Origin of the sequence: Paractinoplanes atraurantiacus, from assembly GCF_900215205.1 — a bacterium.
Classification (GTDB): Bacteria; Actinomycetota; Actinomycetes; order Mycobacteriales; family Micromonosporaceae; genus Actinoplanes; species Actinoplanes atraurantiacus.
Genome location: NZ_OBDY01000015.1, coordinates 153,790 through 166,917, shown reverse-complemented (window position 1 = coordinate 166,917; position 13,128 = coordinate 153,790). Strand labels below are relative to the sequence as shown.

The 13,128-nt window shown below is 70.2% G+C and carries 17 protein-coding genes; 7 read left to right on the top strand and 10 right to left on the bottom strand.

The window, feature by feature from the left end; translation table 11 throughout:
- Positions 1-5 precede the first annotated feature (5 nt).
- Genes CRP55_RS29620 through CRP55_RS29590 form a run of 8 tightly spaced genes read right to left on the bottom strand, consistent with a single transcriptional unit; the run spans position 6 to position 6,208 of the window.
- A complete protein-coding gene (locus CRP55_RS29620; protein ID WP_097323611.1) occupies positions 6-467 on the bottom strand; it encodes a hydrogenase maturation protease in 462 nt (153 codons plus the stop codon).
- On the bottom strand, positions 467-586 hold the full coding sequence (locus tag CRP55_RS56540; RefSeq protein ID WP_438865825.1) for a DUF6893 family small protein: 120 nt from the start codon (positions 584-586) through the stop codon (positions 467-469). The genes CRP55_RS29620 and CRP55_RS56540 overlap by 1 nt, the downstream gene beginning before the upstream one ends.
- Positions 583-1,767 carry a hypothetical protein gene (locus tag CRP55_RS29615; protein ID WP_097323608.1) on the bottom strand — a complete coding sequence of 395 codons (1,185 nt, stop codon included), beginning with the start codon at positions 1,765-1,767 and terminating at the stop codon, positions 583-585. The genes CRP55_RS56540 and CRP55_RS29615 overlap by 4 nt, the downstream gene beginning before the upstream one ends.
- Positions 1,764-2,408 (bottom strand): DUF6084 family protein, encoded by a 645-nt coding sequence (locus tag CRP55_RS29610; protein WP_097323603.1) that lies wholly within the window; start codon positions 2,406-2,408, stop codon positions 1,764-1,766. The genes CRP55_RS29615 and CRP55_RS29610 overlap by 4 nt, the downstream gene beginning before the upstream one ends.
- Positions 2,405-2,968: a DUF5947 family protein gene (locus tag CRP55_RS29605; RefSeq protein WP_097323599.1), complete on the bottom strand. Its 564-nt coding sequence runs from the start codon at positions 2,966-2,968 to the stop codon at positions 2,405-2,407. The genes CRP55_RS29610 and CRP55_RS29605 overlap by 4 nt, the downstream gene beginning before the upstream one ends.
- Positions 2,965-3,435 carry a NifU-related iron-sulfur-binding protein gene (locus CRP55_RS29600; protein WP_097323596.1) on the bottom strand — a complete coding sequence of 157 codons (471 nt, stop codon included), beginning with the start codon at positions 3,433-3,435 and terminating at the stop codon, positions 2,965-2,967. Before CRP55_RS29600 ends, CRP55_RS29605 begins: the two co-directional genes overlap by 4 nt.
- Positions 3,432-5,195 carry a nickel-dependent hydrogenase large subunit gene (locus CRP55_RS29595; protein ID WP_097323773.1) on the bottom strand — a complete coding sequence of 588 codons (1,764 nt, stop codon included), beginning with the start codon at positions 5,193-5,195 and terminating at the stop codon, positions 3,432-3,434. Before CRP55_RS29595 ends, CRP55_RS29600 begins: the two co-directional genes overlap by 4 nt.
- Positions 5,192-6,208, bottom strand: coding sequence for an NADH-quinone oxidoreductase subunit B family protein (locus tag CRP55_RS29590; protein WP_097323593.1), 1,017 nt, complete (start codon positions 6,206-6,208; stop codon positions 5,192-5,194). Before CRP55_RS29590 ends, CRP55_RS29595 begins: the two co-directional genes overlap by 4 nt.
- A gap of 120 nt (positions 6,209-6,328) precedes the next feature.
- On the opposite strand from CRP55_RS29590, the gene CRP55_RS29585 reads away from it, so the two are divergent.
- The 6 genes from CRP55_RS29585 (at position 6,329) to CRP55_RS29560 (ending at position 9,521) form a co-directional block, all read left to right on the top strand.
- Complete coding sequence (locus tag CRP55_RS29585; RefSeq protein WP_245923467.1) at positions 6,329-6,670, top strand: hydrogenase maturation nickel metallochaperone HypA; 342 nt, start codon at positions 6,329-6,331, stop codon at positions 6,668-6,670.
- Between the two features lie 3 nt (positions 6,671-6,673).
- Positions 6,674-7,345, top strand: coding sequence for a hydrogenase nickel incorporation protein HypB (gene hypB / locus CRP55_RS29580; RefSeq protein WP_097323590.1), 672 nt, complete (start codon positions 6,674-6,676; stop codon positions 7,343-7,345).
- Between the two features lie 146 nt (positions 7,346-7,491).
- Positions 7,492-7,677, top strand: coding sequence for a hypothetical protein (locus CRP55_RS29575; protein WP_097323587.1), 186 nt, complete (start codon positions 7,492-7,494; stop codon positions 7,675-7,677).
- Between the two features lie 133 nt (positions 7,678-7,810).
- A complete protein-coding gene (locus tag CRP55_RS29570; RefSeq protein ID WP_097323584.1) occupies positions 7,811-8,014 on the top strand; it encodes a cold-shock protein in 204 nt (67 codons plus the stop codon).
- A 140-nt stretch (positions 8,015-8,154) separates the two neighbouring features.
- Positions 8,155-8,865: a hypothetical protein gene (locus tag CRP55_RS29565; protein ID WP_097323580.1), complete on the top strand. Its 711-nt coding sequence runs from the start codon at positions 8,155-8,157 to the stop codon at positions 8,863-8,865.
- Positions 8,862-9,521, top strand: a complete 660-nt coding sequence (locus CRP55_RS29560) for a hypothetical protein (RefSeq protein WP_097323577.1) — start codon at positions 8,862-8,864, stop codon at positions 9,519-9,521. The genes CRP55_RS29565 and CRP55_RS29560 overlap by 4 nt, the downstream gene beginning before the upstream one ends.
- Here the strand turns inward: CRP55_RS29560 and CRP55_RS53310 are convergent.
- Positions 9,514-10,779 carry a gfo/Idh/MocA family oxidoreductase gene (locus CRP55_RS53310; RefSeq protein ID WP_179855381.1) on the bottom strand — a complete coding sequence of 422 codons (1,266 nt, stop codon included), beginning with the start codon at positions 10,777-10,779 and terminating at the stop codon, positions 9,514-9,516. The two genes, CRP55_RS29560 and CRP55_RS53310, sit on opposite strands and share 8 nt — an antisense overlap.
- Positions 10,776-11,804: a LacI family DNA-binding transcriptional regulator gene (locus tag CRP55_RS29550; protein WP_097323574.1), complete on the bottom strand. Its 1,029-nt coding sequence runs from the start codon at positions 11,802-11,804 to the stop codon at positions 10,776-10,778. The genes CRP55_RS53310 and CRP55_RS29550 overlap by 4 nt, the downstream gene beginning before the upstream one ends.
- 100 nt (positions 11,805-11,904) lie before the next feature.
- Here CRP55_RS29550 and CRP55_RS29545 point away from each other — a divergent pair, with 100 nt between their 5' ends.
- Positions 11,905-13,128 (top strand): amino acid ABC transporter substrate-binding protein, encoded by a 1,224-nt coding sequence (locus CRP55_RS29545; RefSeq protein ID WP_245923465.1) that lies wholly within the window; start codon positions 11,905-11,907, stop codon positions 13,126-13,128.

The window sequence follows — 13,128 nt, the reverse complement described above, 5'->3', positions numbered from 1 at the left end:
GGCGCTCACCCGAGCCGGGACAGCACGGAGCGGACGGCGGCGATGGCCTCCGGGATCGCGGCGGTGACCGACGGGCTCAGCCCGATCCACTCGGCCGTGGTGGCCGCGCGGCAGCCGACCAGATAGGTCATCGGGAGCTTGCCGCCCAGCTGTTCGAGATGCGCCAGCATGGCCGCCGGGTCCATGCCGTGCGCGTCGAACTCCCGGCTGTTCCGGTCGTCGGCGTTCACCTTGAGCAGCACCACCTCGCCCGGGCGGCCGCCGCCGGGCAGCGCGTCGACGAGGATCAGCGCGTCGTAGGCGTCCAGCAGGTCGTAGGCCAGGTGCAGGCCGCGGATGCCGTAGTCGGCCACCCGCACGTCCGGCGGCAGCTCCTGCTCGGCCAACTGCCGCACGACCTCGGGGCCGAAGCCGTCGTCGCCCAGCAGGACGTTGCCGACCCCGGCGACCAGCACCCGGGGCGCCATCACATCGCGCGCATCCGTGCGTAGCGCCGGATGTCGGGCAATGCTCTCACGAGCTCGACGGTGACGGACACGGCGAGCGCGGCGAGAGCGGCGGTGGTGATCAGACCGATGAGTCTCACAACGGCTCCAATTCGTCGGGACTGAAGTAGAGGTAACGGCCGTACCACTCGTGCAGGTCGGCGGCGGGATCGTCGAGCAGGGTCAGGGCGACGTGGGTGCTGCCGTCGACGTCGTCGAGGACCGCGGCGATCCGACCCACCCGGCCCGCGAAGAACATGTCCTGCGCATCGGCCCGCCTGCGCGGCCGCACCCGCACCAGGTCACCCGGCTCGGGCCCGGCGGGGTGGGCTGGTCCGGGCGCGCCCGGCTCACGGCCGGCCGGGCGCGGCAAGCCGGGCCGCCGCTCGGGATCGGCGGGGCGCAGCACGCCGTGCAGCCGCTCCAGGTCGGCCGGGGTGAGGGCGTCGCATCGGTCGACGATCTCGGCCGCGCGGGGGTCGGTGGCTCGGGCCTCGGCCTTCTCGGCGTCGGTCATGGTCATCACGCGCAAGGTGAGGATCTCGTCGATCTCGGTGGAGTCGAACAGGTCGCCCGGGCTTTCCTCGGCGATCCGCGGATGGTCGTACAGGATGATCGGCGCGGCCAGCATGACGTCGCCGTCGCCGGCCAGCACCGGCCAGCACCGATGCTGCCGGCACTCCGGCGCCCCGGTCGGCGGATCCTGGGCCGAGACGAAGCGGCCGCCCTCGGCCACGAGAACGAGGTGGGCCGCGAGCAGCGAGCGGCGCATCGCGGCGTCCTTGTCGGCGACCTCGTCCGGGCACTCATTGGTCACCTCGACGGTCAGCCGTATCCAGCCGCCGAGCCGCTCGCCGCTGATCCGGACGCCGGCCGTCAGCGGCCACCGTCGGCCTGCGGCCCCGGCCTGCCCGGCATTTCCGGCTTGTTCGGCAGCACGGAGGCGCCCGCCGGGAACCCGCGCCGGCAGCGTCACCACGGCCGGCAGCTCGACGGTGGGCAGCTCGACGGTGGGCAGCTCGATCTCGTGCGCGACTGCCGCGTCGCCCTGAAGCTGGAGGAAGCGCAGGTAAACCCGGACGCCGGTCGTCGACGGGCTCAGCAGGCACTGGGCCGACATCGTGGGCTCCTCGGCGAAGGCTCCGGCCGCCGCCCGCGGCGGGCCGAGCACGCCGAACTGCCAGCGCGACCGGTTCTTGGTGGCGCCGGCCCTGTATGGATAGAGCAGGTATCCCTCGTAGAGCACCGCGTCCGCCACCGCCCGCACCGCGTCGATGCTCATGACGTGGCCCGTCCCGAAGCGGCCAGCAACGCCCGCACCGTCTCGTCCCAGCTGGTCAGACCCCGCGCGGAGCGGAACCGGGCCAGTTCCTCGATCAGGCCCGACTCCAGGCGCAGCCAGCCGGTGCCCGGGAAGTACGACTCGATCATCTGCCGCCACACCGCGACCGGCAGCCGGTAGCGGGCCTCGCAGTCCCACGGCACCCGGGTCACCTCGAAGCCGCTGCCGCCGCGCAGGAACACCGTGCCCGAGAAGAGCAGGCTCAGCGGCACCTCGCCGGCCTCCAGCGAGTGCAGGTAGCGGGTTCCGATGACCTCCAGGTCGTACGTGCACGGCAGCGCCAGGTCGGTTTCGGTCTGCCCGGTGAAGCCCTGCACGGTCGTGTCGCACTGCATCCACACGAACGGCCGCAGCGTCTGCCCCCACCGGGCGCGCTCGCCGAACAGCCCGAGCAGCCCGTCCTCCTCGTCGCTGGTGTACGTGCGCAGGTGTGGCTCGATGCGGACCTGGCAGTGCAGCGCCAGCGCGTGGACCCGCTCGCCGGTCGTCTGCGCGATCCGCAGCCGGGCCGTCAGCTGCGGGGCGACCGCCCACGGCTCGGCGGTCACGTCGAGCACACTGAAGTCGTATCCCCCGCTCACGCCGGCCGGCTCCGCTCGCGTACGCCGGCGAAGAACTCGCCGAGCACGGCCCGCGCTTCCGCTCCGCCGTCGAAGCCCCGCCAGCAGTCGCGCAGCCGCCCGGCCAGGCCGTAGCAGGCGTCGATCGGCACCAGGTGGCACGTGTCCCCGTACAGCAGAAGGGCCTCGACGTCCGGAACCAGCAGGTCGAGCCGCGGATCGTGGAAGCTCAGCGGCAGCTCCGACTCGGTGGCCCCGGCCGGCCCGGGGTAGAGGGCGACCACCCGGCCCAGGGCCGAGTTGTGGAACAGGAAGGCCAGGCCGACCGGGATGTCCAGCTCCAGAGGACCGGCGAAGGACAGGTAGCGGCTCGGCACCGAGCGGTAGCGCTGCCGCGCGGCCGGATCGGTGAACAGCAGGTAGCAGGGCCGGCAGCCGCAGATCAGCCGGCGGGTCTCCCGGTCGACCAGGTGCCCGTGGCCGGCGCCGATCGGCTCGGCGCACATCTCGCACCGCTCGCCGGCCGCCGCGGGCCGTTGCCGGACGATCCGCCGCAGCGCGGCCAGCGGCGGCCCGGTCATCGCCGCTCCGCCACCCGGGCGTACAGCGCCGACACCGGGATCACCGGCTGCGAATGTTCGACGTGGATCTGCTCGACCTCGGGCGCCGCCGCCTCGATGGCCTCCCGGACGGCCGCGGGGTCCTGACTCGCGAGCACGCGGACCCGTACCACCGTGCCCAGCGAGAGGATCTCGAGGTGGCCGAAGGCGGCCAGGGCCCGTTCGACCCGGGTGGTCACGTCGTACGGATGGAGGCCGTGCACCAGCAACAGGGACGCCACCAGGTCGTCGCCGGCGATCGCGTCGAGCAGGTCGTCGCTCAGCGCGCCGTGGGCGTGCGCCAGCTCCAGCAACCGCTGCAACCCGGCGCCGTAGAGATCGGCCACGAGCCGGACGAGGTCCTCGGCGCGTTCCCGGGCGGGCGCGTCGCCCGCGGCGATCAGCGCGTCGATCCGGCCGCCGGCCGCCCGCCAGTCGTCCCCGCTCACGCCGCACCCGCCGACTGGGCCGGTGAGTGCAGCAACTCCAGCTCCTTGCCGCCGCCCAGATACATGTGCACGCCGCACGGCAGGCACGGGTCGAAGCTGCGGACCGTACGCATGATGTCGATGCCTTTGAAGTTGTCCCGGTCGTTCTCCTCGAAGATGGGCTGGCCCTCGACCGCGTCCTCGTACGGCCCCGGCGTGCCGTAGCTGTCGCGCGGGCTGGCGTTCCACGGTGTCGGCGGGTATGGGTGGTAGTTGGCGATCTTGCCGTCGCGGATGACCATGTGGTGCGACAGGACCCCGCGCACGGCCTCGGTGAAGCCGCACCCGATGCCGTCGGTGGGCACCTCGAAGCGCTCCCACGTCTTGGTGCGCCCGGCCCGGATCTCGGCCAGCGCCTTTTCGGCGAAATGCAGGGCACAGGCCGCGGCGTACGCCTGGAAGTACGTGCGGGCGCGGTTGCGCTCGATCGTGTTGCTCCAGCGCGGGATCGTCCACTCCAGCTCCACCGGCGGCTTGAGCGCCGTCTTGGGCAGGTTGATCTTTACGCTGGTGCCGGTGGCCTGGACGTAGCCGATGTCGACCATGCCGGCCAGGGCGGTCGTCCACAGCCGGGCCAGCGGGCCGCCGCCGGTGTCCAGGGCCAGGTAGTCGTGGCCGTCGTACCAGCGCGGCGACATGACCCAGCTGTATTTGCCGTCCAGATCGCGTTTCTGCGGATGGGGATGGGTGTGCTGGTTCCACGGGTGGCGGTGGTCGACCGGGTTGCCCAGCGGGTCCCGGTTCACGAAGATCTCCTGGCCGGCCCAGTCGTCGTAGTACGAGGAGCCGAGCAGGATCCGGATACCGAGATTGATCCGTACGAGATCGGTCGTCAGCAATTTGCCGTCGACCACGACGCCCGGGGTGACATACATCTTCTGGCCCCAGCTCGTCATGTCGGCGTAGTTGAAGTTGCAGTGCTCCGGGTCCTGGAAGGACCCCCAGCAGCCGAGCAGCACCCGCCGGTCGCCCACCCGCTCGTATCCGGGCAGCGCCTCGTAGAAGAAGTCGAACAGGTCGTCGTGCATGGGGACGACCTTTTTCATGAACTCGACGTAGCGCATGAGCCGGCTCAGATAGTCGGTCATCAGCTGGATCGTGGCGACCGTGCCGACGCCGCCGGGATAGAGCGTGGAGGGGTGCACGTGGCGGCCCTCCATCAGGCAGAACATCTCCCGGGTCATCCGGCTGACCTGCAGCGCCTCGCGGTAGAACTCGCCGCTGAACGGGTTGAGCGAGCGCATGATGTCGCCGATGGTGCGGTAGCCGTGGTCGCCCGCGTGCGGCGCCTCGGTGGTGTTGGCCCGCTCCAGGACACCCGGGTTGGTCTCGGCGACCATCCGCTCGCAGTAGTCCACCCCGACCAGGTTCTCCTGGAAGATGTTGTGGTCGAACATGTACTCGGCGGCCTCGCCCAGGTTGACGATCCACTCGCCCAGGGCCGGCGGCTTCACCCCGTACGCCATGTTCTGCGCGTAACAGGAGCAGGTGGCGTGGTTGTCGCCGCAGATGCCGCAGATGCGGCTGGTGATGAAGTGGGAGTCGCGCGGGTCCTTGCCCTTCATGAAGATCGAGTAGCCGCGGAAGATCGAGCTGGTGCTCTTGCACTCGGCCACGATCCGCTGCTTGAAGTCGATCTTGGTGTAGATGCCGAGGCTGCCGACGATGCGCGTGATCGGATCCCACGCCATGTCCACGAGCTCGGATTTCTGGGTGGTCATCGCGTCGCCTTCCGCCGGCGCCACTTCGGCTCGCGGTCGAGCGTGTGCGCGGTGATGCCGCGCAGCGTCTTGACCGTCTTGCCGTAGGGGCCGATCGCCTTGGTCGACAGGCCGCCGCCGGGCGGCGCGTCCATGAACGGCATGAACTTGTCGGGGAAGCCGGGCATCGTGCACCCGATGCAGATCCCGCCCACGTTCGGGCAACCGCCGACCCCGTTGATCCACCCCCGCTTGGGCACATTGCACCGCACGGCCGGGCCCCAGCACCCCAACTTCACAATGCATTTCGGCGAGCCGTACGCCTCGGCGAAGTCGGCCTGCTCGTAATATCCGGCCCGGTCGCAGCCCTCGTGGACCGTGCCGCCGAACAGCCAGACCGGGCGCAGCGCGTCGTCCAGCGGGATCATCGGCGCCTGACCGGTGGCCTGATAGAGCAGGTAGGTCAGGGTCTCGGCCAGGTTGTCGGGCTGGATCGGGCAGCCGGGCACGCAGACGATCGGGATGCCCGCGGCGGACTTCCATTTCCAGCCCAGATAGTCGGGGACGCCCATCGCGCCGGTCGGGTTGCCGGCCATGGCGTGGATGCCGCCGTACGTCGCGCAGGTGCCCACGGCGATCACGGCCAGCGCCTTGGGCGCGAGCCGGTCGAGCCAGGCGCTGGTGGTGATCGGCTGGTCGGAGCCGGGATCGTTGCCGAAGCCCGACCAGTAGCCCTCCTCGTGCAGCTCTTCGTTGGGGATCGACCCCTCGACGACCAGCACGAACGGATCGAGCTCGCCGCGCTCGGCCCGGAAGAACCACGAGAGGAAGTCGTCGGCGCCGCCGGTGGGCCCGCACTCGAAGTCGATCAGCGGCCAGTGCACCGCCACCTGGGGCAGGCCGGGCAGCGCGCCGAGGGCGATCTCCTCGATGCTCGGCTGGGTCGCGGCGGTCAAGGCGACCGAGTCGCCGTCGCAACTGAGACCCGCGTTGATCCACAGTAGGTGAATCGTCTGATCCTGTGCTGAGGGCATGGCAGGACCGCCCCTCCGGGTCGACACTGATCCCGTCTGTGACGCGCCTAACACCTTAGTGGAGCACTGTGTAACCATGTCAACGAACGAACGGCTGACATCTGTGCTGATCATGGCGTTGTGGGGGCGCGGGTGCACGAGTTGTCGATCACTCAGAGTATTGTCGACGTCTGCTGCGAACGGGCCGGCGACCGGCGGGTCCTCAGCGTCCGCGTCCTGATCGGAGCGCTCACCGCGGTGCTGCCGGACGCCATGCTGTTCTGCTTCGACGTGGCCGCTGAGGGCACCGCGGCCGAGGGGGCGCGGCTCGACATCGAGCACCGCGCCGGCGCCGTGCACTGCCGCGACTGCGGCGCCGACACCGAGCTGGCGGACTACCTGCTGCTGTGCCCCTGCGGCAGCGCCGACGTCCGGGTCGTCGCCGGCAATGAGCTGACGATCGTGTCGATGGAGGTGGGCTGAGCCGTGTGCGCGACCTGTGGGTGCTCCTCATCGCGGGAAGTCGTCACTCTGGAAGAGCGGGTGCTGGCCAAGAACGACTCCCTGGCCGCGGCCAACCGGCGCCGGCTCGCCTCGTCCGGGATCGTCGCGGTGAACCTGATGGGCGCGCCCGGCGCCGGCAAGACCACCCTGCTCGAACGCACGATCGGCGAGCGTGGCGCGATCGCGGTGATCGAGGGCGATCAGGCGACGCCGCTCGACGCCGACCGCATCCGCCGCGCCGGCGGCGCCGTGGTGCAGGTCAACACCGGCGCCGGCTGCCACCTCGACGCCACGATGGTGGCCCGCGCCCTCGACGAGCTCGACCCGCCGGCCGGCTCGCTGCTGTTCATCGAGAACGTCGGCAACCTGGTCTGCCCGGCCTTGTTCGACCTGGGCGAGGCGGCCCGCGTGGTGATCGCCTCGGTGACCGAGGGGGACGACAAGCCGCTGAAGTACCCGCACATGTTCGCCGCGGCCGACCTGGTGGTGATCAGCAAAATCGACCTGGCGCCCTACGTCGCCTTCGACCCGGCCGCCTGCCGCCGGCACATCGCCGCGGTGAACGCGGCAGCGGCGGTCATCGATCTCTCGGCCACCACCGGGGCGGGTTTCGCGGCCTGGCGTGACTGGCTGGCCGATATTTTCGCCGCCTGATGATTTCGGCGCTCCTGAAATCGTTTCGCGTTGCCGATTCGTGCTACGGTCGGCTCTCATTTCTTCCGTCTGCGGCGGCCGACTGATGCAGCGGTCGCCGCAGACGGGAACCGCCCTGCCGGAACACTCCGGAAATCGAGGAAGAAATGATCGTTGCACGGCAGCTCATCGTTGATGAGCTGCGACGGCGTGGCCAATCCAAGCGGGCCGAGTTCGTTGAGGAGCAGCTGCCGGACGAGGTCGACTCCACCCGTCACGGCGGCCTGCTGGCCACCCTGCACATCGACTTGGCCGAGTTGGTGGCCGCCGCGGAGCGTCGCCCGGCCGATTAAAATGGCTTTCTGTGCTACGGTGGCCCGCGTTGCGGTCTTGATTTTCCCTGAGCGTTTCCTTTCCATTCTTTCGCCAGCGTGATCAATTCGGTGACATACCGCGCCATCCACGCCCGCAGGGAGAAAAAAGATCATGGCTACCGGCACTGTGAAGTGGTTCAACGGTGACAAGGGCTTCGGCTTCATCACCCAGGACGGCGGCGGCGCCGACGTCTTCGCCCACTTCTCGGCGATCCAGACGTCCGGCTTCCGCAGCCTCGAGGAGAACCAGCGCGTCGAGTTCGACATCGCGCAGGGCGCCAAGGGCCCCCAGGCGGAGAACATCCGCCCGCTCTGACTTCCCACCCGATGGCCGGCCCTCACGCGAGGGCCGGCCATCGGCGTATCAGCCCGGGATGACGCCGACCGCGATACCGGAACCCCATCGACCATGGTTCACTTCTCCGGCGCGGTTCGAGGCGGAGGATTCACGGGGCTATGCGATACATGGTGGTTGGTGTGGCGGTGGTGCTCGGCCTGGCCGGGTGCGCCGCGCCGGAGAACGGCGGGCGGGAGCCGGAGGCCGCGCCCAGCGTTTCGCTGCCGGCCGATCCGAAGGCGGCCCTGGCCGTCGGGGCGGGAAAGCTGGGCACACAGTCGGCCCGGGTCACGTTCCGCATCGGAACCGGCGAATGGATGCGCGACGGCGATCTCACCGGCGTCACCGATGAGACGGGCCGGACCTACGAGCTCACCGGGCCGGGCTACGTCATCCGGCGCATCGGCGACGACGCCTGGCTCAAGCTGACCACGATGCCCAAGGACGAGGACTTCGACGAGCAGGACCTCAACAAGTGGGTACGGCAGACCGCGGCCGACCTGGAGGACACGATCACCCTGGGCAGCGGCTTCCCCTGGAAGCTCCCGCAGGGAACCGTGAACCAGGGCTCCGGCATCACCCGGGCCGCCGAACGCTCGTACCGCGGAACCTTGATCCGGAAGCCGAAGGCGAAGGACGGGCACTTCGCCGCCGAGCTCGACCACGCGGGCCGGTTCACGCGGGTGACCAGCGGCGTCGGGGAGTCGTTCGACAACCTCTACGTGCTCGAGTTCTCCGGCTACGGCGTGCCGGTGAAGCTCGAGACGCCCCCGTCCGGCGACGTGATCGACCGGCCCCTCGTCAGCTTGGAAACGGTGTGGCTGCGATGAGCCGGCGGTGGTGGGCGGTGCTGACCGTCGCGGTGTGCCTGGCCGGTTGCGGCGAGGCGCGGGAGGACGTCAAGCAGCCGGAAGTGGCGGTCAGCGTCTCGTTGCCGGCCGACCCGAAGGCGGCGCTGGCCGTCGGGCTGGGGAAGCTGGGCACGCAGTCGGCCCGGGTCGGCTACCGGTTCAACTCCGAGGGGTACGAGGTCCGGTACACCGCCGTCGTCGACGCGGCCGGGACGACGTGGGAGGCGACGGGCGACCGCTGGGTGCTGCGCCGGATCGGCAACGACGTCTGGGTCAAAGTGACCAAGGCGGACGACCTCGGACTGGTTCCCGCGGACCAGCTCGACAAGTGGCTGAAAATGCCCCTGAACTACCTCGACACGACCTCGTTCAAGACGGGCTTCCCGTGGAGCGGGCTGCGCAACGCGGCCGAGGTCGCCACCGGGATCACCAGGACCGGCGACCGGACGTACGAAGGAAAGCTTCCGGACGACGACCTCACGGTGAGCCTGGACGCCGCGGGCCGGTTCACGCGCGTGATGTACGGCGACTTCATGGAGATGACCTACTCCGACTTCGGCACGCCGGTGGCCGTCGAGCCACCGGCGGCGACCGAGGAGGCGGTCTTCCAGCCCGCGGCGGCCGGCATCATGTGAGAGCGGCGGTGACCACCTCGCGGCCGCTGTCGGCGGCCTCCTCGATGGCCAGGGCCAGTGCCTGATCTTGCAGACCCTCAATCAAGGGGTACGGAGGTGGGGCCGCGCCACGGACCCAGGCGGCCATCGCGTCCAGGAGTGTCGCGGTGGCGATCTCGTCGTCGTTGAAGCGGTGGCCGGGATAGGGGTTGCGATAGAGGACCCGGTCGCCGCAGAGGATGGTCTCGGTGTCGAAGCCGTTGAGGTCGAGGTCGTGCCCGGACTGGCGGCGGATCAGCGGGGTGCGGGCGACAGTGCGCGGCGCCGGCATGTGCACGATGTCGTCGTCCTGGAGCTCGCCGTGGGTGCCGCGGACCAGCAGCCGGCGGTGGCGCAGCAGGTTGCGGGTCTGCCCGGTGGTGAAGTCGTAGACGGCGGACCGCCCGTCCCGGAAGTCAATCGTGGCAATGGTCGTGGTGGCCGGCTTCGGCTGCGGATCGTCGGTCCACCCGGAACGGTCGAGCGGCGCGAGCAGCGGCGCCGTGGTCCGCACGGCCCGCACGGCGGCCGGCGCGTGCCCGACACCGAGCATCCCGCGGATGAGGGAGACCGCGTGGTGCTGCTGCGTGGACGAGACGTGCACTTGAGTGGCGGCCCCGATGATGCCCGACCGCACGGCGGCGAGCCGAGCCGCATGCGACGGCATGAGCAGATATTGCTCGGCGACCTGCACAAGCCCTGACTCACCAACCGCACTCCACAGTTCACGCAGCCCCGATAAGAACGAAGTATCGGAAATGCCCGATAGGTGCCCGGCAAAGGCGGCCGAGGGCGGCGCTGCGGGCTGCGGGCCAGGGAAGCGTGGCGCACCAAGGAGGTCTGGCGCGCCGGGGACGTGAGGCGCTGGCTGCGGCGGCGCGCCAGGGAAGTGCGGCGCGGTGGCGTAGGGCGGCACGGTGGCCGAAAGGGGCGCGCCGGGGGAAGGCGGTGCGGTGGGCCGGGGTGTGGGGTCGGCCGGTGGGGTTTCGGCCAGGACGGGGAGGCCCAGGGAGACGGCCTCGAGGATGTAGGTGGGGTTGGCGGCCGGCGGGACCGCGGTCACCAGGAAGTCGGGGCGGGTCTGGCGTACGCACTCGGCCAGCGAGGTGAAGGCCGGCACCGGCAGCGGGCGTGGCGCGCGCAGCACCGCGCCGACGCACTCGAGGCCGGGTAGCGACTGTGCGAGGCGGAGATAAGCCGCGGCCCGGAAACCGAAGCCCGCCAAGACGAACGACGTCATGCCGCCGGGCCGGTGGAGTCGCGGACGATCAGCTGGTGGCCGGTCCGGCGGCGGCGGGGGCGGGCCGCTCGCGGCTTGAGGGCCAGGTCGAGGGCCATCCGGCCCATGTCGGTCATCGGGAGGCGGATCGTGGTCAGGCTCGGTGCGAGGTCGGCCGCCACCGACACGTCGTCGAAGCCGACCACCGACATCCGGGCCGGCACCGCGATGTCGTGCTCGCGCAGGGCCGACAGCACGCCCATGGCCATCGCGTCGTTCAGCGCGATGATCGCCGTCGTCGACGGGTGGTCGCGCAGGATCTGCTCGGTGGCGACCCGGCCGCCCTCGCGGATGAAATCCGTGTGCAGCACGGGCATCGCCGCCGGGTCCAGGCCGTGCGCCCGCATCGCCGCCGCCACCCCGGCCATGCGGTCGGTGACCGTGGTCAGGGCGGCCGTGCCGGCCACGATCGCGATGTTCCGGTGGCCCAGTCCGATGAGGTGCTCGCCCAGCGCGAACCCGCCGGCCTCGTTGTCGGGCAGCACCGCGTCGGCGCTGAGGCTGTGCCGGCCGATCACCGCCAGGCGGCCGCCGTTGCGCTCGTAGAGGCTCAGGACCTCCCGGGAGGAGGCCTCGACCTGCGGGTCGCTGTAGCCGGAGCCGGCCACGATGATGATGCCGACCCGCTGGGCGATCAGGCTGCGGATCTGCCTCAGCTCCTGCGAAGGGTCGCGGCCGGAGTGGCAGATCTGCACCAGCAGGCTCTGCTCGCCCGCGAGCTGGATGACGCCGCCGGCGATCTCGGAGAAGTACGGGTCGTCGACCTGATGGACGACCAGGCCGACGGTCGAGCTGGCGCCGCCGGCCAGGGTCCGCGCGTACGGATTGGCCACATACCCCATCTCGAGCGACACCTGCCGGACCCGGTCGGCCACCTCCTCGCTGACGCCGTCGCGCCCGGACAGGGCGCGGGAGGCGGTCGCGAGGGAGACGCCCGCTCGTTGAGCGACATCGATGAGGCGAAGCCCGGGGCCCGGTTTCGGCATCGTCAACTCCCCAGCTATTGCCAGTGATCTATGGCACAGGTTAGCGTACGTAAGCGCTTTCGGAAGCGCTTTCGTACTCGGTGCAGAGGAGCGTCCGAGGATGCCGATAAATTCTTTCCGCGCCATATCTACCGCGACCGCCGTGTTCGCCCTGGCTCTGGGAACTGCCGGGTGCTCCGGAGATGATCAAGGAAGTTCAGGCAGCAGCGACCCCATCGTCGTCGGCATCTCCTTGCCGCTGACCGGGGATTTCTCCGAGCCCGGCAAGGGCGTCCAGGAGGGATACGAGGCCTGGGCCAAGGTGGTCAACGACAAGGGCGGTCTGCTCGGCCGTCAGGTCGAGCTGAAGATCCTGGACGACCAGTCCAACGCCGACCGGGTGGTCGCCGACTACGAGCAGCTGATCGGCAAGGACCAGGTCGACCTGGTCGTGGGCCCGTTCTCCACCCGCCTGGTGGTGCCCTCGGCCCGCGTCGCCGAGGAGTACGACATGCTTTTCGTCGAGCCCGCCGGCGCCGCCAAGGAGGTCTTCGAGCAGGGCTTCAAAAACCTGTTCTACGCCGCGCCGGCCGTCGCCAACGACCACTACAACCACCTGGCCGAGCACATCCTGGCCCTGCCGGCCGACCAGCGGCCCAAGACGGCCGCCTACGCGGCCATGGACGACCCGTTCGCGCAGGGTACGGCGTACGGCCTCAAGGAGAAGCTCGAAGCCGGCGGCGTCAAGACCGTCGTCAACGAGGTCTATCCGCCCAACACGACCGACTTCAGCGGCATCGCGGCCAAGGTCGCGGCGGCCAAGGCCGACGTGCTCGTGGGCGGCTCGCAGTACCAGGACGGCGTGAACCTCATCGTCGCCCTCCAGCAGCTGGGCTACCAGCCGAAACTGGCCGCCTTCTCGACCGCGCCGACGAACCCGGAGTTCGCCAAGGCGATCGGGAACAAGACGACCGGGATCCTCTCGCCCACCGGCTACAGCCAGGACGCGCCGTACGAGAGCAACAAGGAGTTCGTCGAGAAGTTCAAGGCGCAGTTCGGCAAGGCGCCCGAGGAGGATCAGGCCAACGGCTACACCACCGGCCAGGTCGTCGCCGCCGCGGTCACCGCGGCCGGCTGCGCCGAGCAGGGCGAATGCCAGAAGAAGCTGGTCGACTGGCTGCACTCCAACAAGGTGGACACCGTCGTGGGCCCGCTGAGCTGGGACCAGACCGGCAAGCCGCAGGGCGCCCACATGATCCAGCAGTGGGTGGACAACGACATCAAGATCGTCCTTCCCGCGGACGTCAAGGAGGCCGACTTCGTCTACCCGAAACCGGCCTGGTGA